The sequence below is a fragment of the Salinicola sp. 4072 genome, from assembly GCF_036663415.1.
GTDB classification, from domain to species: domain Bacteria; phylum Pseudomonadota; class Gammaproteobacteria; order Pseudomonadales; family Halomonadaceae; genus Salinicola; species Salinicola salarius_A.
In genome coordinates this window covers 39,563-59,822 of record NZ_JAXOVV010000022.1, presented here as the reverse complement: position 1 = coordinate 59,822, position 20,260 = coordinate 39,563, and the positions used below count along the sequence as shown (strand labels likewise).

At 64.2% G+C, this 20,260-nt stretch carries 17 protein-coding genes; 5 read left to right on the top strand and 12 right to left on the bottom strand.

Annotated features, from left to right (window positions below):
- Window positions 1-128 precede the first annotated feature (128 nt).
- The 7 genes from hflX to R3F72_RS14390 form a co-directional block, all read right to left on the bottom strand.
- Complete coding sequence (gene hflX, locus R3F72_RS14420) at window positions 129-1,451, bottom strand: ribosome rescue GTPase HflX (RefSeq protein WP_087719341.1); 1,323 nt, start codon at window positions 1,449-1,451, stop codon at window positions 129-131.
- A 14-nt stretch (window positions 1,452-1,465) separates the two neighbouring features.
- Window positions 1,466-1,717: an RNA chaperone Hfq gene (gene hfq, locus R3F72_RS14415; RefSeq protein WP_087719342.1), complete on the bottom strand. Its 252-nt coding sequence runs from the start codon at window positions 1,715-1,717 to the stop codon at window positions 1,466-1,468.
- 128 nt (window positions 1,718-1,845) lie between these two features.
- Window positions 1,846-2,826 carry a tRNA (adenosine(37)-N6)-dimethylallyltransferase MiaA gene (gene miaA / locus R3F72_RS14410; protein ID WP_332780006.1) on the bottom strand — a complete coding sequence of 327 codons (981 nt, stop codon included), beginning with the start codon at window positions 2,824-2,826 and terminating at the stop codon, window positions 1,846-1,848.
- Window positions 2,827-2,859: 33 nt separating this feature from the next.
- The gene (gene mutL / locus R3F72_RS14405) at window positions 2,860-4,860 is read right to left on the bottom strand and encodes a DNA mismatch repair endonuclease MutL (protein WP_332779998.1); all 2,001 of its coding nucleotides are present in this window, start codon (window positions 4,858-4,860) and stop codon (window positions 2,860-2,862) included.
- Window positions 4,861-4,903: 43 nt separating this feature from the next.
- Window positions 4,904-6,352 carry an N-acetylmuramoyl-L-alanine amidase gene (locus tag R3F72_RS14400; protein ID WP_442978354.1) on the bottom strand — a complete coding sequence of 483 codons (1,449 nt, stop codon included), beginning with the start codon at window positions 6,350-6,352 and terminating at the stop codon, window positions 4,904-4,906.
- A gap of 122 nt (window positions 6,353-6,474) precedes the next feature.
- A complete protein-coding gene (gene tsaE / locus R3F72_RS14395) occupies window positions 6,475-6,984 on the bottom strand; it encodes a tRNA (adenosine(37)-N6)-threonylcarbamoyltransferase complex ATPase subunit type 1 TsaE (RefSeq protein ID WP_303853372.1) in 510 nt (169 codons plus the stop codon).
- A complete protein-coding gene (locus tag R3F72_RS14390) occupies window positions 6,968-8,485 on the bottom strand; it encodes an NAD(P)H-hydrate dehydratase (protein ID WP_332779997.1) in 1,518 nt (505 codons plus the stop codon). Before R3F72_RS14390 ends, tsaE begins: the two co-directional genes overlap by 17 nt.
- 143 nt (window positions 8,486-8,628) lie before the next feature.
- Here R3F72_RS14390 and queG point away from each other — a divergent pair, with 143 nt between their 5' ends.
- On the top strand, window positions 8,629-9,720 hold the full coding sequence (gene queG, locus R3F72_RS14385; protein ID WP_087719347.1) for a tRNA epoxyqueuosine(34) reductase QueG: 1,092 nt from the start codon (window positions 8,629-8,631) through the stop codon (window positions 9,718-9,720).
- Between the two features lie 50 nt (window positions 9,721-9,770).
- On the opposite strand, the gene orn is transcribed toward queG, so the two are convergent.
- Window positions 9,771-10,370, bottom strand: coding sequence for an oligoribonuclease (gene orn, locus R3F72_RS14380; RefSeq protein WP_087719348.1), 600 nt, complete (start codon window positions 10,368-10,370; stop codon window positions 9,771-9,773).
- Window positions 10,371-10,522: 152 nt separating this feature from the next.
- Between orn and rsgA the strand changes: the two genes are divergently transcribed.
- Window positions 10,523-11,566: a small ribosomal subunit biogenesis GTPase RsgA gene (gene rsgA / locus R3F72_RS14375; RefSeq protein WP_087719349.1), complete on the top strand. Its 1,044-nt coding sequence runs from the start codon at window positions 10,523-10,525 to the stop codon at window positions 11,564-11,566.
- A 725-nt stretch (window positions 11,567-12,291) separates the two neighbouring features.
- On the opposite strand, the gene R3F72_RS14370 is transcribed toward rsgA, so the two are convergent.
- Complete coding sequence (locus tag R3F72_RS14370; protein ID WP_087719350.1) at window positions 12,292-13,608, bottom strand: NCS2 family permease; 1,317 nt, start codon at window positions 13,606-13,608, stop codon at window positions 12,292-12,294.
- 304 nt (window positions 13,609-13,912) lie between these two features.
- On the opposite strand from R3F72_RS14370, the gene R3F72_RS14365 reads away from it, so the two are divergent.
- The 3 genes from R3F72_RS14365 to arfB all read left to right on the top strand — a co-directional run bounded on the left by R3F72_RS14365 (window position 13,913) and on the right by arfB (window position 16,263).
- Entirely contained in the window at window positions 13,913-14,743 is an 831-nt protein-coding gene (locus R3F72_RS14365; RefSeq protein WP_332779996.1) for a sulfurtransferase, read from the top strand.
- 158 nt (window positions 14,744-14,901) lie between these two features.
- Window positions 14,902-15,795 (top strand): archaetidylserine decarboxylase, encoded by an 894-nt coding sequence (gene asd, locus R3F72_RS14360; protein ID WP_442978353.1) that lies wholly within the window; start codon window positions 14,902-14,904, stop codon window positions 15,793-15,795.
- A gap of 51 nt (window positions 15,796-15,846) precedes the next feature.
- Window positions 15,847-16,263 carry an alternative ribosome rescue aminoacyl-tRNA hydrolase ArfB gene (gene arfB / locus R3F72_RS14355; protein WP_332779995.1) on the top strand — a complete coding sequence of 139 codons (417 nt, stop codon included), beginning with the start codon at window positions 15,847-15,849 and terminating at the stop codon, window positions 16,261-16,263.
- Window positions 16,264-16,317: 54 nt separating this feature from the next.
- Here the strand turns inward: arfB and R3F72_RS14350 are convergent, their stop codons facing one another.
- The 3 genes from R3F72_RS14350 to R3F72_RS14340 are packed head-to-tail and all read right to left on the bottom strand — an operon-like array spanning window position 16,318 to window position 20,224.
- Window positions 16,318-17,466, bottom strand: coding sequence for a M20/M25/M40 family metallo-hydrolase (locus tag R3F72_RS14350; protein WP_332779994.1), 1,149 nt, complete (start codon window positions 17,464-17,466; stop codon window positions 16,318-16,320).
- Complete coding sequence (locus tag R3F72_RS14345; protein WP_332779993.1) at window positions 17,463-18,659, bottom strand: M20 aminoacylase family protein; 1,197 nt, start codon at window positions 18,657-18,659, stop codon at window positions 17,463-17,465. Before R3F72_RS14345 ends, R3F72_RS14350 begins: the two co-directional genes overlap by 4 nt.
- Before the next feature lie 44 nt (window positions 18,660-18,703).
- A complete protein-coding gene (locus R3F72_RS14340) occupies window positions 18,704-20,224 on the bottom strand; it encodes a M81 family metallopeptidase (protein WP_303853356.1) in 1,521 nt (506 codons plus the stop codon).
- Window positions 20,225-20,260: the final 36 nt, after the last annotated feature.

Here is a 20,260-nt window from a genome sequence, read left to right as displayed (position 1 = left end):
CATGAGCCGCCGTGGCGTTGCACTGACGTGCAAAGGGCTGGTTCGGACTGATGTCGAATCCCTTGTCACCCTGCATCGCTCGGATCTGCTCGCCAGACCACGAAGCTCCCTGCGTAGTTTTCCTCACCTCAAACCCGTTCCCAATCGGCAACCGGCGTTTTTTCCGAGGTGGGCAAGTAATCGTCGGCGCGTTCGCCCAAGCGAGCCATCATCTGCATAAACTCTCGCCGGGGCAAGCGAATCTCCAGATTCGAGCGACCGTGCTCGTCGAACGTTTCGTTTTGCACGGCCTGCAACTCGTGCAGCGCCGCTCGTAGTCGACCCTGCTCGGGCGTCAGCGTCAAGCGGATATCGAGGATATCCTCGGCCAGCCATTCCCCGAGCGCTTCGCGCAGCAGTTCCAGGCCTTCGCCGTCACGCGCCGACAGCCACACGACCTGCGGGAAGCCCTGTTCGTCACGTTCGATCCGCGGCGATGTTCCCAGCAGGTCGATCTTGTTCATCACCAACAGCCGTGGCACGTCGTCAGCATCGATCTCGGCCAGCACGCTATCGACCTGAGCCACGTTGAGTTCGCGGTCCGGGTCGGCAGCGTCGATCACATGGACGATCAAGCTGGCCTCGGTCGCTTCCTGCAGCGTGGCCCGGAAGGCCTCGACCAGCTTGTGCGGCAGATGCCGGATGAAGCCGACCGTATCCGCCAGCACGACCTCGCCGACATCCGGCACGTCGAGGCGACGCAGTGTCGGATCGAGCGTGGCGAAGAGCTGATCGGCGGCGTACACCTCGGACGAGGTGATCGCATTGAACAGCGTCGATTTGCCGGCGTTGGTGTAACCCACCAGCGAAACGCTGGGGATTTCCGCCCGCGCTCTGGCGCGCCGATTCTGGTCGCGCTGCTTGCGGACCTTCTCGAGACGCTTGTGAATCGACTTGATGCGCTCACGCAGCAGGCGTCGGTCGGTCTCGAGCTGGGTCTCCCCCGGGCCACGCAGACCGATACCGCCTTTCTGGCGCTCGAGGTGGGTCCAGCCCCGCACCAGCCGGGTGGACATGTACTCGAGCTGAGCCAGTTCGACCTGGAGCTTGCCTTCGTGAGTCCGCGCGCGTTGCGCGAAGATATCGAGAATCAGCCCCGTCCGATCGAGCACACGACACTTGAGCGCACGCTCGAGGTTGCGTTCCTGGGACGGAGACAGGGCATGGTTGAAAATGACGAGTTCGGCACCGTGGGTCTCGAGTGCGGCCTTGACCTCCTCGAGCTTGCCACTGCCGATGAAAGAACGAGGGTCGGGGCGGCGCCGACTACCCTGAATCAGGGTAACCGACTCCGCCCCGGCAGAGCGCACCAGCTCCAGGAGTTCACCCGGATCTTCGCGCTCATGCTCGTCCTGAAAGTCCACATGGACCAGAATCGCCGTTTCGCCGGCGTCGGGACGTTCGAAAAACAATCACTACCTCTCGATTAGTTATCGAGTCCGGGTGCAGCGGTAGGATCCTGCGGCGGCAACCGGACGTTACGGGACGGCACAACCGTCGAAATGGCATGCTTGTAGACCATCTGACTGACGGTGTTGCGCAACAGGATGACGAACTGATCGAACGACTCGATCTGTCCCTGCAACTTGATGCCGTTGACCAGAAAAATGGAAACCGGGATGCGCTCCTTGCGCAGAATGTTCAGGTACGGATCCTGAAGGGACTGTCCTTTGGACATGTTGCTCTCCCTAATACTGTTATGAGTAGTGCTGTTTTAGTTGGGCGGCGATTCGTTCTGACTCGGCATCACACCGGCGGCATCGCAACGCCGCGAGTATAGGTCTGGACGAAGCCCGCCATTTTACGCTAACTGCCGTGGTCACGCACGATTTTCGCAATCCGCTCGCCCACATCCGGCGCGCAGCTATCCACCCAATGAAGATCGGGCCAGCGCCGCAACCAGGTCAACTGCCGCTTGGCCAGCTGGCGCGTAGCGGCAATACCCCGTTCGCGCAGTCCGTCGTGATCGCAGGCGCCATCGAGGTACTCCCATGCCTGCCGATAACCGACGCTCTTCATCGACGGCAGATCCGCATGAAGGTCGCCGCGCTGTTTCAATGTAGCCACTTCTGACACGAATCCTCCAGCAAGCATGGCATCGAAGCGCTGGGCGATACGTGCATGCAGGACATGACGCTCGGCAGGCGCGAGAGCTATGGACAACAGTCGCCACGGAAAGTTTTCACGCTGCTGGCGCTGCCAGTGCTCGGAGAGCGGTACACCGCTCAGCCGGTAGACTTCCAGCGCACGAATCAGGCGCTGACGATTGCGTGGATGGATGGCAGCGGCGGCCTGCCGATCGACCTCGGCGAGCTCGGCGTGCAGCGCTTCGAAGCCCTCGCGCTCACCGCGCAGACGGAGCTGTTCCCGCATGGCCGGATCGGCGCCGGGCATGGTCGCCACGCCTTCGACCAGGCGCTTGGCGTACATCATCGTGCCACCCACCAGCAGCGGCGTTTTGCCGCAGGCCGTGATCGCCTTCATTTCACGCAGCGCATCGAGACGAAAGTCCGCGGCGGTATAGACCTCGGCCGGGTCACGAATGTCGATCAGACGGTGCGGCGCCGCTGCCAGCTCCTCCCGTGACGGCTTTGCCGTGCCGATGTCCATGCCGCGATAGACCATCGCGGAGTCGACACTGATCAGTTCCGCACCGAAGCGCCGATGCAGCGCGATCGCGCTGTCGGTCTTGCCAGCGGCCGTCGGGCCGAGCAGCAGTATCGCCAGCGGGCGGCCATCTCGCTTAGAGCCATCGTGTTCCCGCTGGCCGAGAGGTTCGTCGCGCACGCGATCATCGCTTTCGTTCACTGGCATCCTCGTTCACTGACCGCGAAGGAACAGCTTGTCGAGCTGCGCCATCGACATTTCGGTCCAGGTGGGGCGCCCGTGATTGCACTGCCCGCTACGCTCGGTACGCTCCATGTCGCGTAGCAGCGCATTCATCTCGGGTAGCGTCAGGAGTCGATTGGCACGCACGCTACCGTGGCAGGCCATGGTGCTGAGCAGCTCGTTGATCCGGGTCTCAAGACGATCGGAACGCCCGAAGCGCTCGAGGTCCCCGAGCATGTCCCGTATCAGCGGCTCGATATCCGCATCCGCCAGCAGTGCCGGTACCTGACGGATCAACAGCGTCTCGGGGCCGGCGGCGTCGAGCACCACACCCAGCCGGGCAAAGGCTTCCCGCTCCTGATCGGCGACTTCGGCCTCGCCGGCACTGACCGCCATGGAGACCGGCACCAGCAGCGGCTGTGCATCGAGCGCGCCGGCATGAATCTGCTGCTTCATGCGTTCGTAGACGATGCGCTCGTGGGCGGCATGCATGTCGACGATGACCATCCCGCGTTCAGTCTGGGCCAGAATGTAGACGCCATGCAGCTGCGCCACGGCATAGCCCAACGGCGGCGCCTGGGTATCGTCCGGGGCTTTTATATCAGCGGCTAGCGTCGTCAGCGATGCCGCCGGGCGCTCCCGAAGCGCCACATCGGCCGCCTCGCCCCCCGGGGCGTCAGCGCGACCATCACGCGGCGTCAGGAGTGACGACTCGTGCTCCGGATGCAGCGCGTGGTAGCCGGCCATGAATTCGCGAATGCGTTGGGCGCCCGGCCGACCCTGTTCCGGCTGGCCTCCGCCGGCCGCATGCTGCCCGGCCAGCGGCATGCGCTGTTGCTGCCAGCTGGGCGAATCGTAGGCCGCCGCGGGATAGGCTTGCCCCTCGGACGGTTGCCGAGCTGGCGCGCCGATCTCGTCGCCGGCCGCTTCACCCGCCGGCTCCGCGCCCTTCCCTTCCGTCGTCGCCCCGTTGGGCTTCACCGATGCCAGCGCGCGATGCAGGCTCGAGAACAGGAAATCATGAACCAGGCGGCCGTCGCGAAAGCGCACTTCATGCTTGGTCGGATGCACATTGACGTCCACCACTCGCGGATCGAGCTCGAGATAGAGCACGAACACCGGATGCCGGCCATGGAACATCACGTCGCGATAGGCCTGGCGAATGGCGTGGGCGACCAGGCGATCCCTGACGATGCGGCCATTGACGAAGAAGTACTGCTGATCGGCCTGCGCACGGGAGTAGGTCGGCTCGCCGACCCAGCCCCACAGCCGGAGCCCCGTGGCCTCCAGGTCGACGTGCAGGGCCTCGTTCAGGAAGCGCTTGCCCAGCATTGCACCGATACGCCGCTCCCGACCGGCCTGATCCGCAGCCACGCCAGGCAGCTGATGGACGACCTTCTGGTTGTGACGCAGCAGCCAGGTAATATCGAAACGGGACAACGCCAGACGCCGAAAGGCCTCCTCGACGTGACCGAATTCGGTCTTCTCGGTGCGCAGGAACTTGCGCCGCGCCGGCGTATTGAAGAACAGATCGCGAACCAGCACCGAAGTGCCGCGAGGATGCGGCGCTGGCGTGACCCGCGGCTCCATCTGGCGCCCTTCGGCGACCACTCGCCAGCCGCCGGCGGGATCTTCGTTGGCGTTGGAGATCAGCTCGAGGCGCGATACCGAGCTGATCGATGCCAGCGCTTCGCCGCGGAAGCCCAGGCTGGAGACGTCCTCGAGATCGTCGAGCGAGGCGATCTTGCTGGTAGCGTGCCGGGATAGCGCCAACGGCAGGTCGCCTTCGCCGATGCCGACGCCATCGTCACGCACACGGATCAACCGTGAGCCGCCCGCTTCGAGCTCGACCTCGATACGCTGGCTGCCGGCATCGATGGCGTTCTCGACGATCTCCTTGACCACCGAGGCCGGCCGCTCGACCACCTCCCCCGCGGCGATCTGGTTGGCCAGGCGGGGATCGAGAATGCGAATGCGTGATACCTCGGTCATCGACACTCTCCTGCCGCTATCGTATAGAAAGCCTTGGAGACACTCATGGGATGGTCAACACCTGCCCTACCCGCAAGATATCGCTATCCAGCCCATTGGCCTGCTTCAGCGCCTTCATGCTGATGTTATGGCTGGCCGCCACCTGGGACAACGAATCGCCTCTCTGGACACGATACTCGTTGCCGGCACTGCCGCGGCCCTGATCACGCTGCCAGGCCAGCAGGCTCGAGGGCGGCGGATGCTGGCGGAAATGGGCCACGATGCCGTCGTAGATCGCCTGGGCCAGCTTGGCCTGGTGCGCCGACGACTTGAGCTGCGCCTCTTCGCGCGGGTTGGAGATGAAGCCGGTCTCGACCAGCAGCGACGGGATGTCCGGCGATTTCAGCACCACGAAGCCCGCCTGCTCGACGCTCGACTTGTGCAGCTTGTTGATCCGCCCCAACTGATCGAGCACCTGCCCGCCAGTCGCCAGAGAATCGTTCATCGTCGCGGTCATCGTCAGGTCGAGCAGCACGCCACGCAGCACTTCATCCTTGTCGTCGAGGCTCAAGTTGCCGTCGACGCCCCCGATCAGGTCGGACTGGTTCTCGCTCGCCGCCAGCCAGCGTGCGGTTTCCGACGTTGCCCCGCCCTGGGATAGCGCGTAGACCGAACTACCGTAGGGCTGGCTGCTGCGAACCGCATCGGCGTGGACCGAGACGAAGAAGTCCGCCTTCTGCTGCCGGGCGATCAAGGTACGCTGACGCAAGCCGATGTAATAGTCGCTGTCCCGAGTCAGGAACGCCTTGAACCCCGGCGTCTGATCGAAACGCTGCTTCACCTTGCGTGCGATCTGGAGCACGACATCCTTTTCCCGAGTGTTGTGGGGGCCCATCGCCCCCGGGTCCTCGCCACCGTGCCCGGGATCGACGGCGACAATGATGTCCCGCTTGGGATGCGGCTGCGCCTCGACGGCGGAAGCCACCGTTTCGGCTTCCCGCGGGTTGCCTTCGGCGACGGCTTCGGTCTGTGCCCGTTGCGCAGCAATCTCCTGATCGCGAATCATCGCTTCGATGGGATCGATGGGATCCTTGACCGCGCTGACACCGGGGTAATCGAGATCGACCACCAGCCGGTCGCTGTACTGATCATTGGGCGGCAGCGTGAAGCTCTTGGGGACGACGGAGCGGCTGACATCAAGCACGACGCGCAACCCGCCGCTCTCGCGCACGCCGGTCCGCACCTTCGAAATGGCGCTGTCGTCCAGGTCGAGCTTGTCGGGGTCGAAATCCAGATCGGTACTGTCGAGGTCGATGACGACACGATCGGGATTGTCGAGGGTGAAGATATTGGCATTGACCGGTCCCGACATGTCGAACACCAGCCTGACGTGGTCCGGAGCCGACCACAGCCGCATGTTGTCCACCTCGACGGCTTGCGCCTGTGCGGCGGTCCCGAGGCAGCAGACAGAAATCAGTCCGGCCAGCCCGCGGCGCCCAAAGCCCTTGCGCATGACCGGCCAGACGCGCACGACCATTCCCGACAGCAGGAATGCGGCATGACACAGGATGGCGACAAGATTCCATAACGACTCACGACCGGGCCGGGCGTCATGAGGCGCCTGTTGCACTTCTGTCAGCATTCATCTTCCTTGTGACTCACTGGTTCCTCACCGCTCATCGAATCGCGCAGCCCCGCCGGCAGCTGCGTCAGCGCGGCACTTCCGTGTTCGCTGTACGCGATGCCCCAGGCGACCCGGCCCGAGGCATGGACCCGGAGGTGTATCTCGAGATCGGGCGTGGGTAGCCAGCCGGCGCCGCGGCTCGGCCACTCGATCAGACAGAGCGCGTCGTCACCCATCATGTCGCGGGCACCGATGAACTCGAGCTCCTCGGGATCGCCCAGGCGGTAAAGGTCAAAATGGTAGATTCGGGCCGATGCAGTCTCGTAGGGCTCGACCAGCGTGTAAGTCGGGCTCTTGACCGCCCCTTCATGGCCATGGGCACGCAGGATGCCCCTTGCCAGCGTGGTCTTGCCGGCCCCCAGGTCGCCGATCAGGTGGACCTGACCACGACCGGCCAGCGCTCGGCCCAGGGATTCGCCAAAGGCCACCTGGGCGGCTTCATCGCTAAGTGTGATCGGCATGACTCGAGACAGGTTGAGGGTTGGCCAAAGTTCGCGCATAGGATGCCAGATCAGTCGCCAGCAAACCACGCTCGCCGGCATCCGACGCCGCGGCATCCGCGGCCAGGGCGTGAAGCAGCACGCCGATCCGAGCCGCCTCGCCGGGCGATTCGAGCTGCCCGGCGAGTCCCGCAATGATGCCGGTCAACGCATCGCCCATGCCGCCACTGGCCATGCCCGGGTTGCCGAACGGACAGAGCGTGAGCCGCTCGCCGTCGTAGACCAGCGTACCCGCGCCCTTGAGCACGATGGTACCGCCCCAGCGCCGGTGCAGGGCGATGACGGCGTCGCGTCGGTCCCGCTGGACGTCGGCGGTGGAAATGCCCAGCAGGCGCCCCGCTTCGCCGGGATGCGGCGTCAGTATCCAGTCGTCTCGACGGCGCTCCCGTTCGTCGCCCGCCAGCAGGTTGAGGCCGTCAGCATCGATGACGCAGGGCTTGCCGGCATCGAGTGCGCTCTGCAGCGCGGCCTGACCCCAGGCACCGGTCTCGATACCCGGCCCCACGGCCACGACATCGGCTGCCTCGACCATCGGCTCGAGATCCGGTGCTCCACGCACGCCTCGTGCCATGATCTCGGGAAAGCGGGTCAGACTGGCCGAGACATGAGCGGCATCGGTAGCGAGGCTCACCTTGCCGGCGCCGACACGCGCCACCATCTCGCTGGTCATCAGTGCCGCGCCGCCCATGCCCGGCGCGCCGGCGATCACCAGCACATGGCCATGAGCTCCCTTGTGGCTATTGGGCGTTCGCGGCGGCAGCGCCGCCGCCAGATCCTCGCGCGCCTGGCGCCAGGCCACCGGCACGATATCGCCATGCCGTAGTGGATCGACGCCGAGCGAGGCATAGACGATATCGCCAACCCTGTCGAGCGCCGCTCCGGTATGCAGACCGAACTTGTCGCCGATGAAGGTGATCGTCAGCGTGGCACTGATCGCCTCGGCCTCGACATGGCCGGTATCGACATCGACCCCGGACGGCACGTCGACGGCCATGACCGGACGGCCGCTGGCATTGACCTCAGTGATGGCAGCGGCATAAGGCTCACGAGGCGCGCCACTGGCGCCGGTGCCCAGCATCGCATCGACCATCAGCTCGCCATCCAGGGTCAGCTCGTCGTTCCAGTCGACCGCTTCGACGCCTGCCTCCGCTGCCATTACCGCCGCCCGGCGCGCGTCACCCTCGAGTTCGGCGACCGGCTTGAGCGCGACCAGGTCGACCACCAGGCCCTCGGCGGCAGCCAGTGCCGCGATGACGTAGCCGTCGCCGCCATTGTTACCGCCACCGCACAGCACGCAGAGACGACGCATCTGCGGCCAGCGGGCCCGCAGCGTGTCATAGGCCGACTCGCCGGCGCGCCGCATCAATGCGAAGCTGTCGCCCTCGGCCTCGATGGTTCGACGATCCAGCTCGCGCACCTGCTCGGCCAGATAAAGCGGCCGCTGAAAAGAAGAGGCGGTCATCGTGACTCCTGTCATCTTCCGATAGAGGATTTGCCGATGAGGACGCCAGATGGCGTCACATCTGCCATTCGACTGACGCTCGGCTCATTAGTGGTGTAGGGTAGCGCACCCGACACTTCCATCTCCGTTGGCTTCTCTGCGGTATGTCACACCCATCCAGCATCGATTTCGACGAACTCGCCTCACGCATCAAGCAGTGGGGACGAGAACTCGGCTTCCAGGCGATCGGTATCACGGATACCGATCTGCAGACCCATGAGCGCTATCTGCAGCGCTGGCTGGACGCCGGACATCATGGCGAGATGCACTACATGGCCAGGCATGGAAGCAAACGCACTCGGCCGCAGGAGCTCGTACCCGGGACGCTGCGGGTGATCAGCGCGCGCATGGACTACCTGCCGCCCGAGGTCGAGACCACGAGAATACTGGGACAACCGCAGAAGGCGTATGTTTCACGCTACGCGCTGGGGCGCGACTATCACAAACTGATTCGCAAGCGGCTGGATCAACTGGCCCGCCGGATCGAGGACGAAGTCGGCCCGATCGGCTATCGCGCCTTCGTCGATTCCGCACCGGTGATGGAGCGCGCCCTGGCCCAGAAAGCCGGACTGGGCTGGTTCGGCAAGAACGCCATGCTGCTCAACCCCCAGGCCGGCTCGCTGTTCTTCCTCGGCGAACTCTATACCGATCTGCCACTACCAGTGGACCCGCCCTTCGAGCGCGAGCACTGCGGCTCCTGCTCCAGCTGCCAGACCGCCTGCCCCACCAATGCCATCATCGACGACAAGGTGATCGACGCGCGGCGCTGCATCTCGTACCTGACAATCGAACTTCACGGCAGCATTCCCGTCGAGTTCCGCCGGGCCATGGGCAATCGCGTCTACGGCTGTGACGACTGCCAGCTGTTCTGCCCTTTCACCCGCTTCACTCGCGCCAGCACCGAGCCGGATTTCGCGCCGCGTCACGATCTCGACCGCGCCGAGCTGATCGACCTGTTTGCCTGGAGCGAGACCGAATTCCTCAAGCGCACCGAAGGCAGCCCGATTCGGCGCATCGGCTACGAGCGCTGGCTACGCAATCTCGCCATCGGCCTGGGCAACGCGCCCTGGAGCGAACGGGTCGAGAGCGCCCTGCGCGCGCGTCTCGCCTACCCCTCCGATCTGGTTCGCGAACATGTGCGCTGGGCGCTGGAAGAGCAACGGCGCAAGCGCGAGGCACGCATCGCCAGCGTCTAGACCGTTACGAAACGGGTCGCCACGGGTCGCGCGCCGTCACACTCCGGCCTTCAGGAAGGCAGCTTCAGGAACGTCTCGCGGTAATGCTTGAGCTCCGCCAGCGATTCACGGATGTCGTCCAGCGCCTGGTGCGTGTTGCGCTTGGTGAAACCGCTCGCGGCTGCCGGATTCCAGCGCTTGGCCAACTCCTTCAGCGTCGAGACATCCAGATTTCGATAATGGAAGAAATTGTTGAGCGCCGGCATCTCGCGCTCCATGAAACGGCGATCCTGGTGGATGCTGTTTCCGCAGACCGGCGAGGTACCGGGCGAGACATAGGTGGCGAGAAACGCGAGGGTACGGCGTTCCGCTTCCGCCGTATCGATGGCGCTCTCGCGGACCCGCTGGATCAGGCCGGATTCGCCATGGGTCTTCTGGTTCCACTCGTCCATGCCATCGAGCAGGGCGTCCGGCTGGTGCACGGCCAGCACCGGCCCTTCGGCGACCAGGTTCAGCTCGGCATCGGTAATCAGCGTTGCCACCTCGATGATGCGTTCCCGATCAGGATCGAGACCGGTCATTTCCAGATCGATCCAGACCAGAAGGTCGCTACGTGTGCCGGCAGCGGATGGGGCAGAGGCGGATGAGTTAGTGGCGGATGGATCAGACATGAACAACTCCAGATTCGGTGTCCTCGGCCGCGCGGACGCGGGCGGACACGACAAGTCGGTAAAGGCTACAATGCCTGCCATTCTACCCCCGGGGCACGACGGATGGGCAAACACCAACAGCCAGAACCGAAAACCATGAGTCACCGTAAACCATGAGCCGCCGCAAACTGAGCCGACAACAGCGCTGGCGCGTCGAGAAGATCCAGGCCGAACGCACCGAACGAGCGTTGAAGAAGGACGACCGCGATAGCGAACGTCTCGATGCCGGCGAATACGGAGCCGAGCAGCCCGGCCGCGTCGCCGCCCACTTCGGCCGCTCGCTGGAGGTCGAGTCCGTCGAGGGTGATCAGATCCGGCTGCACCGCTGCCATCTGCGCGCCAATCTCGAAGGGCTGGTGACCGGCGACCAGGTGGTCTGGCGCCAGGCCAACGATGGCAGCGGCGTGGTGGTCGCCCGCGGCGAGCGTCACAGCGTGCTCGAACGCCCGGATGCCCACGGTCAACTGCGCCCCGTCGCCGCCAATATCGACCAGATCCTGATCGTGGTCGCGGTCGAGCCGGAGCCGCATCCCAACCTGATCGACCGTTACCTGGTCGCCGCGGAACATACCCGGATCCCGCCCGTGCTAGTGCTCAACAAGAGCGACCTGCTGCCACCTGAGGGCGGCGCGCTGCGCGAATTGCTGGCACGCTACGATCGGCTCGGTTACCCGCTGATCGAAGCGTCCGCGCGCGGCGAGCACGGGCTGGACGCGCTGCATGCACGGCTGGCGGCGCGAACTTCCGTCTTCGTCGGCCAGAGCGGGGTCGGCAAGTCCTCGCTGATCGACAAACTGCTGCCCGCCGAAACCTTACGGATCGGCGCGCTGTCGACGGATACCCGCAAAGGCAAGCACACCACCACCACGGCCCGCCTCTACCCGCTACCGCTGGAGACGGCGCTCGACGGAACGCGACGAGGCGACTTGATCGACTCGCCCGGCATCCGGGAATTCGGCCTCTGGCATCTCGACGAGCGCGAACTGGCGGAAGGCTTCATCGAATTCCGCCCCTATCTCGGCCACTGCCGATTCCGCGACTGCCGCCATCGTCAGGAACCCGGCTGCGCCCTGCTCGATGCCGTCGAACGTGGCGACATTCATCCCCAGCGTTTCGCCAGTTTTCAGCGCATCAGAGACGACATCGCCGCGTCCTGAGAGTCGCCAGGGGTTATCGAAGCCGCCCCAGCGCCTTTCAAGACGACGCTGAACGGCGCCCGCTGAGCCGGGTCTTGTGGCATGGATGCCACAAGAGGCGCGCCTGGACAGGGATGTCCTTGCGCGCCGACCCGAGCGCAAGCGGCAGTCGTTCAGGGTTTCGTCGTTTTGTGGCGCGAAAAGAGGGGGAGCGGCGAGGGGGCGAGCGTTAAGCCCCCTCGTCAGGGTGAGCAGCAGGCTGGATCAAGACTCGACAGTCGTAGCCCCGCTGCCAGAAACACATCTCTCAGGCATGATTTTGATGATGACCAAAAGGATCGCCGCGTCCTGAGACGCGGCGATATCCAATCATCCACCAATGCCTGGGCTGACTCATTCAGACACTACCAGATCACCACTGACGAGGCCGCTACCGCCCTCCTGCACGTTATTCTTGAGGGGCAAGCCCCTCAAACTCCCCTTTTTGACGCCACAGAACGGCGGACTCCGAACGCTAGAGCGCCTGCGCTCGGGTCGGCGCGAAAGGGCATCCTGCCCAACGCGCCTCTCGCGTCATCCATGACGCGAGACCCGGCTCGACGCTCTGCGTTCAGCGCCGTTCCGAAAGGCGTCTCGGGTGCAAGCCTTCGAGAAAGCCAACCTGGCTCAGAAATGCGATGCACCAACGAAGATGGCAATCAGAGGCCGCTTTTTTAACAAAGAGTGTCGAGCGCAGGCCATCTGGTTCAGCCTTCGAACAACATCAGGATGGAGAGGAAGAACAGCACCCACATCGCCGGGCGCACTTCCTTCGCCTTGCCGACCCCCACCTTGACCGCGACGAATGTCAGGAAGCCGAACACCACGCCGTGGGTGATCGAGTAGGTCAGCGGAATCAGCATCATCGCCACGAACGCCGGGATGGCATCGTCGTACTGCTGCCAGTCGATGGTGCGAATCGGCGAGAGCATGAACACGCCCACCATGATCAGCGCCGGCGCGGTGGCGATGGCCGGCACTAGTGCCAGCAGCGGCGACAGGAACAGAAACGGCAGGAACAGCAGCCCCGCGACCACGGCGACCAGCCCGGAACGCCCGCCCTGACTGATACCGGCCGCGGATTCGACATAGGCGTTGGCCGGGCTGGTGCCCAATGGCGCGGAGATCAACGCCGAGAACGCGTCCACCATCATCGAACGGCGAATGTTGCGCGGCTCGCCGTCCTCGTCGAGCAGGTTACCCGCCTGACACACGCCGATGAATGTCGACATCGCGTCGAAGAACGTCGTGAACAGGATCACGAAGATGAACGGCCAATAGGCGATGGATAGCGCGCCGATGAAATCGACCTGCCACAGCGCACCGAAATCGGGCCAGGCGAAAATGCCCTGGAAGTTGACCAGCGTCGGCGAGCCTGTCGGCGACACGGCACTGGCATCACCCCACAGCCGGCCGATGGGAATGGCGAGTACCGTGGTAACGACGATGCCCAGGATCAGCGCGCCCTGAATGCGGCGCGCCACCAGCACGGCAGTGATCCCCAGCCCGATCAGAAACGTGACCAGCGTCGGCGTCATTTCGCCCAGACCGACCACCGTGGCCGGATTGGAGACCAGCATGCCGGCGTTGACCAGGCCGATCACGGTAATGAACAGGCCGATGCCGCAGGCAATGGCGTGACGCAGCGTTGCCGGGATCGCATCGACCACGTAGCGGCGCACGTTGAACAGCGCCAGCAGGCCGAACAGCACGCCGGACCAGAACACGCAGCCCAGCGCGGTCTGCCACTCGATGCCCGCCCCCAGCACCATGGTGTAGGTGAACAGCGCATTGATCCCCATGCCCGGCGCTACCAGGATCGGGTTGCGCGCATAGAGGCCCATCATCACGCTGCCGAAGAAGCTGATCAGCACGGTGGCCGTCAGGGCGCCGGCGAACGGGACACCGGCGCTGGAAAGAATCGAAGGGTTGACCACGATGATGTACATCGCCGCCAGGAAGGTCGCGATGCCCGCCAGCACTTCGGTTTTGACCGTCGTCCCCAGCGAGCGCAGAGAGAACATTTTTTCAAGCACGCAGCAATCTCCTGGCAATCATGATTGTTATTGGTGACGCGAACCGCTCGCGTCCGTGAATTTTGTATACGAGGATGGTCCCCATGAAAAGGGCCGAGAGGTCATCGGGCCGAAAAAACCCGTCCGAATTCGACCTTGCGAACGGGTGGCCGCCACTCTCGAGCGGCGCGCAGTATAGCGGATCCGCTTCGCGACGCCATCCGCTATCCTGGCGACAGGCACGTGTGCCATCATCATGCCCATTGCTGCAGCACGATCACGACAGAAACGATCACGACAGGAGTCACCGCTCATGAGCTCGGAAACCCCTCAGTTGCCACTGATTCTGGACCCGGCCACGTTAGCGCAGCACCTCGAAGACCCGCACCTGCTGATCATCGATGTGCCGCTCAAGGCCGAAAGTTACGAATCGGGTCACGTGCCGGGCGCGATCTTCCTCGAATCCCGCCGCCTGCTGGCCGGCACCGGCGAGGTGCCCAACGACGTGCCATCCGAAGCTGCCCTGAGCGCGCTGTTTTCCGAGCTCGGGCTGACACCGGAGACCCACGTCGTCGCCTACGACGATGAAGGTGGCGGCTGGGCCGGACGTCTGCTCTGGACGCTGGAGCTGATCGGCCACCGCCGTTACTCGTACCTCAACGGCGGGATCCACGCCTGGCGTGCCGACGGTCAGCCGGTTTCCACCACGCCCGCCTCGTCCACGCCCAGCCAGTACGAAGCGGCCTACCTCAATCCGCAGGTCCTGATCCGGCGCGAGGAACTGATGGAGCGACTCGGCGATCCTGCGCTCGCGATCTGGGATGCCCGTTCCGACGAGGAGTATCGGGGCACCAAGGGTGACAATCGCAAGCGGGGTCATATCCCCGGGGCGGTCAACTTCGACTGGCTGGACGTGATGGACAAGGACCACGATCTGCGCCTGCGCGATTACGCCGAACTCGTCACCGAACTGGAAGCCCGCGGCCTGACCCAGGACAAGGAAATCGTCACCCACTGCCAGACCCACCACCGCAGCGGACTGACCTGGCTCGCCGCCAAGGCGCTCGGTTACGACAACGTTCGCGCCTATCCCGGCTCGTGGAAGGAGTGGGGCAACCGCGACGATACGCCAGTCGAGAAGTGACGGCCGCCGGCTCGTGGCTCGTAGCTCGTAGCTCGTAGCTCGTAGCTCGTAGCTCGTAGCTCGTAGCTCGTAGCTCGTAGCTCGTAGCTCGTAGCTCGTAGCTCGTAGCTCGTAGCTCGTAGCTCATTCTATTGCGCGGACCGGGTAGTCTCGCTACCTTGTCCGCCTTCCAGTTCGTCCGTCTTTCCAATACCGGGGTCGTCATCGTGGATCGCCAGGAACTCTTCGCCAGAATTCAGTACCCGCTACCTCACCACGCGATCTCGCGACTGATCGGCCTGGTCGCCGAATGTCGGATTCCCTGGGTCAAGGATCTGTTCATCCGTCGTTTCATTCACACCTACGGTGTGGACATGAGCCAGGCCCTGGAGCCGGACCCGACCGCCTACGCCTGCTTCAACGACTTCTTCACCCGCGCGCTCAAGCCCGACGCTCGCCCCATCGGCGAAGGCCTGGTCTCCCCCGCCGACGGCGTGCTGTCACGCTACGGCCGTATCGAACACGGCACCCTGATTCAGGCCAAGGGACAGACCTACTCGCTTGGCGCCCTGCTCGGCGGCGACGTTTCCCGCGCGGCACCGTTTCGCCAGGGCAGCTTCGCCACGGTCTACCTGTCGCCGAAGGATTATCACCGGGTACATATGCCGATGACCGGCACCCTGCGCGAGATGACCTACGTGCCGGGGCGGCTGTTCTCGGTCAACCAGGCCACTGCCAATCACGTGCCCGGCCTGTTCGCCCGCAACGAGCGCCTGGTCTGTATCTTCGATACCGAGCACGGGCCGCTGGCGATGGTGCTGGTCGGCGCGATGATCGTCGCTGCCATCGAGACTACCTGGGCCGGCCAGGTCACGCCGCTGAGCGGTCGCGTGCAGACCACGCGTTTCGATGAGCCGATCGTGATCGAGAAGGGACAGGAGATGGGCCGTTTCAAGCTCGGCTCCACCGTGGTGATGTGCATGGGCCAAGAAACGGCTTTCGGGGATTTCGATCCGAAAGGCAGCCCGATCAGCATGGGCCAGACGATGGGCGCGCTGCCGGGCGAGGCCTGATGCTGGCGCCTGGAGAAAGACACTCCATAGCCACCGACTCGGGAGTTAGCAATGCCACTGGAAATCTCCCGCAACGTATCGATCCCCGACAACGAGATCGAACTGATCGCCGTCCGCGCCCAGGGCGCCGGCGGCCAGAACGTCAACAAGGTCTCCTCGGCGATTCACCTGCGCTTCGATATCCGCGCCTCGAGCCTGCACTCCGGGTTCAAGGAAAAGCTGCTGGCGCTCAGCGACAAGCGCATCACCCGCGACGGGGTCATCGTGATCAAGTCGCAAGAGCATCGTACGCAGGAACTCAACCGTGAAGCCGCGCTGGCCAGGCTCAAGCAGTTGATCAAACCCGTGCTCTACGGCGACAAGCCGCGGCGGGCGACCCAACCCAGCCGTAGCGCAAAGCGAAAGCGGGTCGATCAAAAGACGAAACACGGCCAGAAGAAACGCCTGCGCGGGCGCGTAGATGACTGAAATCGCCCTTTTCCTCGAGGCGTCTCGTAGAGACGCCTCGAATCGTTCGAATCGCTAAACCAGCCTGGCCATCAACCCGGCCATCAGTCTCGAGCGCTCGATCAGGCTGTCGATCTCGATGTGTTCGTTCAAGGTATGAATGCCGGCACCTCGCAGGCCCAATCCGTCGAGTGTGGGCAGTCCCATCGCCCCGGTAAAGTTGCCATCGGAACCGCCGCCGCTACTGGAGTGCGGCAGGGACATTCCCAGTTCATCCGCGACCGCTTTGGCGTGACCGTAGAGTGCTAGCGTTGCCTCGTTCGGCTCCCATACCGGGCGTACCACGCCGAGTCTGACCTCGAAGCCCACGCCACCCTCCTCGCGCTGGTTCAGTTGCAGCATGCGCGCGATCCCGCGATCCAGGTCCGTCTGGCGCTTGGCCATGCTCAGCGCCTCGCCGCGACAGGTCGTCGACACGCAGTTGACCCATTGACCGCCCTGCACCACACCGACGCTGAAGGTACAGTCATCGTCGGTCATCGCCTCGATCTCTGGAATTCGCGCCACCATCTCGCGAATCGCCGAGTGCCCTTCGGCCAATGCGGCGCCGGCATGACTCGGCCGACCGTGGGCCAGCAGGTCGAAACGGGCGATGGCATACCGGCCGGTAACGACGCCGTTGCCGGCCCGCGCCGGTTCCGGCACCAGAATGTAGCGATGTCTTGCCGCTTCCCGTTCGATCAGTTCGCGGGTGCCGGGGCTGCCGACCTCCTCGTCGCAGGTCAGCAGTACATGAATCGGCAGGGCCGTGTCGATGCCGGCCTGACGCAGCGCGGCCACGGCGTGAAGTGCAGCGAACGTGCCACCTTTCATGTCACAGATCCCGGGACCGTAACAGCGACCGCCCTCGTGCCTGAACGGCAAGGTTTCCAGCGTCCCGACGGGATGCACCGTATCGAGATGCGCCATGATCAAGATACCGCCCTGCTCACTCGCGGGGTGCGGAAAGCTCGCCTTGAGACAATCGCCGAGTCCGGTCGGACCGGGAATGCGCTCGACCGAAGCCCCCAGATCGACCAGATCTTCCGACGCCAGTGTCATCATGCGATTGACGGCGTGGGCATCGAAGGTCGGACTTTCGCATTCGACCCAGCGCTTCAGCCCGGCAATCATGTCATCGATATCGAATTCGAGCGCCTTCACGAACCCCCGGGCAAGACTCATGCACTCACCGCCCGGGACTCGGCCACATCCGCCAGCTCGTTGAGACGACGCTCGGCAACCCGTGCCAGCAGGCTCGCACCGACCGGCAGAATGCCGTCATCCAGCACGAACGCCGGATTATGGACCGGAATATCGCCGGCATGTCCCAACCAACAGTAGGAGCCCGGCACGATCTTGAGCATGTCGGCGAAGTCTTCGCTCCCCATTGCCGGGCGGCCGAGATCGCCGACACTGGCGTCACCGACGATCTCCTTGGCCGCTGCTTCCAATGCCCCAGTCTGCTCGGCATGGTTCTCCAGTACCGAAAAGATATTGCGGATATCGACATCGATCTCGACGCCGTAGGCGCTGGCCAGTCCGGCGGCAAGTTCGCGGATGCGCTCGTGGATCAGTGCGGCGACGCCGTCGTCGAAGGTGCGAATGGTGCCGGAGAGCGTGGCCGACTGCGGAATCACGTTGTAGGCGGAGCCCGAGTGCAACTGGGTAATCGAGACCACGGCAGCGTCCAGCGGGTCGGTATTGCGGCTGACGATGCTCTGCATGGCCTGTGAAAGCTGGGTAGCCACCACGATCGGATCTCGTGCGTTATTGGGCTGGGCACCATGACTGCCTCGGCCGCGAATGACGATATCGAAGAATTCCGCGCCCGCCATGGCCTTGCCGCTCATCACCCGAATCTGCCCGTGATCGAGGTGCGGCGCATTGTGTAATGCATAGATTTCGTCACAGGGAAAGCGCTCGAACAGCTTTTCGGCAATCATTGCCCGCGCGCCACCCAGCCCCTCCTCCGCGGGCTGGAAGATCAGCATCACGCGTCCGGCGAAATCTCGCGTCTCGGCGAGATAGCGCGCCGCACCCAGCAGCATCGTGGTATGGCCGTCGTGGCCACAGCCATGAAATCGACCGGGGTGCTTCGAGGCGAACGGCAGCGCCGTTTCCTCGGTCATCGGCAACGCATCCATATCGGCACGCAGTCCGATCGTCTTGCCCGGCCCACGCTTGCCATCGATCAGGCCGATGACGCCGGTCTTGCCGATTCCAGTGTGTACGTCGAGCCCCAGCGCCTGCAGGTAGGCGGCGACGATTGCGGAGGTACGCTGCTCTTCGAAGCCGATCTCCGGGTGAGCATGGATGTCGTGACGGATCTCGATCAGTTCGTCGGTAAAGGCGTCGATACGCGGCAATGTGGTCATGAAAACTCCTTGGAATGGAAAGTCGGTATTGGCAGAGGCCAAGATCAGGCGGGCTCGGCAATAGGCGTGAATGGTCTTCCCAGCGGCGAAGTCCGCATACCCGGACGCAGCCGCTGCCATGGCAGATTGGACGGATCCACCGCCATCGGTCCCGGCGCGGCGCAGACCAGAATGGCTTCGGCAATCGGCGCGAAGTCGGCCCGAAAGTGCACCGAACTCTTGTTGACGAGAATGGCCTGCTCCAACGGCTCGATGCCCACCGAGCGATACATCGCCTGATCCGCCATCTGTGCCTTGCGACTGACCACCACGACGCGCACGTCGCCGATTCGCAGGCAGGCGGACGGTCCCATCTCGAGGCGCCCGCCACCGTAATACGGGCCGGGCGCAACAAAGCAGCCGTCCGAGAGCGCTTCGACCATGAACTCCGCCTCCAGCGGCGAGTCCCCTTCCACGCCGGAATGACCACCCAGCGCCAGCCGGACCACTGCGCCGACGCCCGCCTCGTGCGCGACCTCGGCCGCTGCCGGGTCGAACACGTTGCCGATCGCGGCGCGCTCGGCCCCGCAAGCGATGAGCGCTTTCAGCATGCCCATGGTGTCGGAGTTGCCCCCTGCTCCCGGATTGTCCTGGGTATCGGCGATCACCACCGGTCTGGTCGCACCATCGGCCAGGCGCATTGCTTCGCGTACCCCGGCGTCGGGATCGAGCACCCGCCCGGCGAATGCCGGCTCCTGTGCGGCAATCCGTGCCATCAGTGTGTCGGCGGCAGACTCGGCAGTGACCGAATCGATGCCATAGACCACGATACAAGGGCCGCAGTCGGCGAAATCGGCGGCCGGAAAGCCGGTCAGAAACGAAACGGAGGGCAGCGACTCGCTCTCCATCGCGGCTACCCCGGCATAGAGCGAGCGGCACGGCTCCTCCGCCGTGCACTGCCAGGCGATCGGCATCAGAAAATCGAGCTGACGAAACGCTTTGGCGGGGCGCGGACTTCCCCCCAACAACTTCGCCAACGCCTTGGCACAGCGCGCACCGGTCTCTGCCATGTCGACGTGTGGATAGGTTCGATAAGCGATCAGCATATCGGCCTGCTCGACCATTGCCGGCGTAACGTTGCCGTGCAGATCCAGCGAGACCACGATCGGGACCTCTTCACCCACCAATGCCCGCACACGGCGCAGCAACTCGCCTTCGCCATCATAGAAACGCTGGGTGACCATGGCGCCGTGCAGGTCGAGATAGATGCCATCGAGCGGCATGGCCTTGTCGATCGACGCCAGCAGACGCGCCGCGATCCGCTCGAAGGCATCCTGCGTGACGTGAGCCGACGGACTCGCTGCCGTCCAGAGGGTAGGAATCAGTGTCCATGCTCGGGAGTCGGGGGCATCGATGAAACCGCACAGACCGATATTGCTATCCGCCACCGCATCGAAGATCGCTTCCCCTTCGCTCAGCGGTGGTGCGCCGCCACCGCGAAGGAAATCCTCGTAGGTCGCCGGGCTGGGCGCAAAAGTATTGGTTTCGTGGAGAAAACCACCGACGGCAATCCGGGGCTGGGGCATGACGCGCTCCTTGAATCAAATGGATCATAAGAAGAG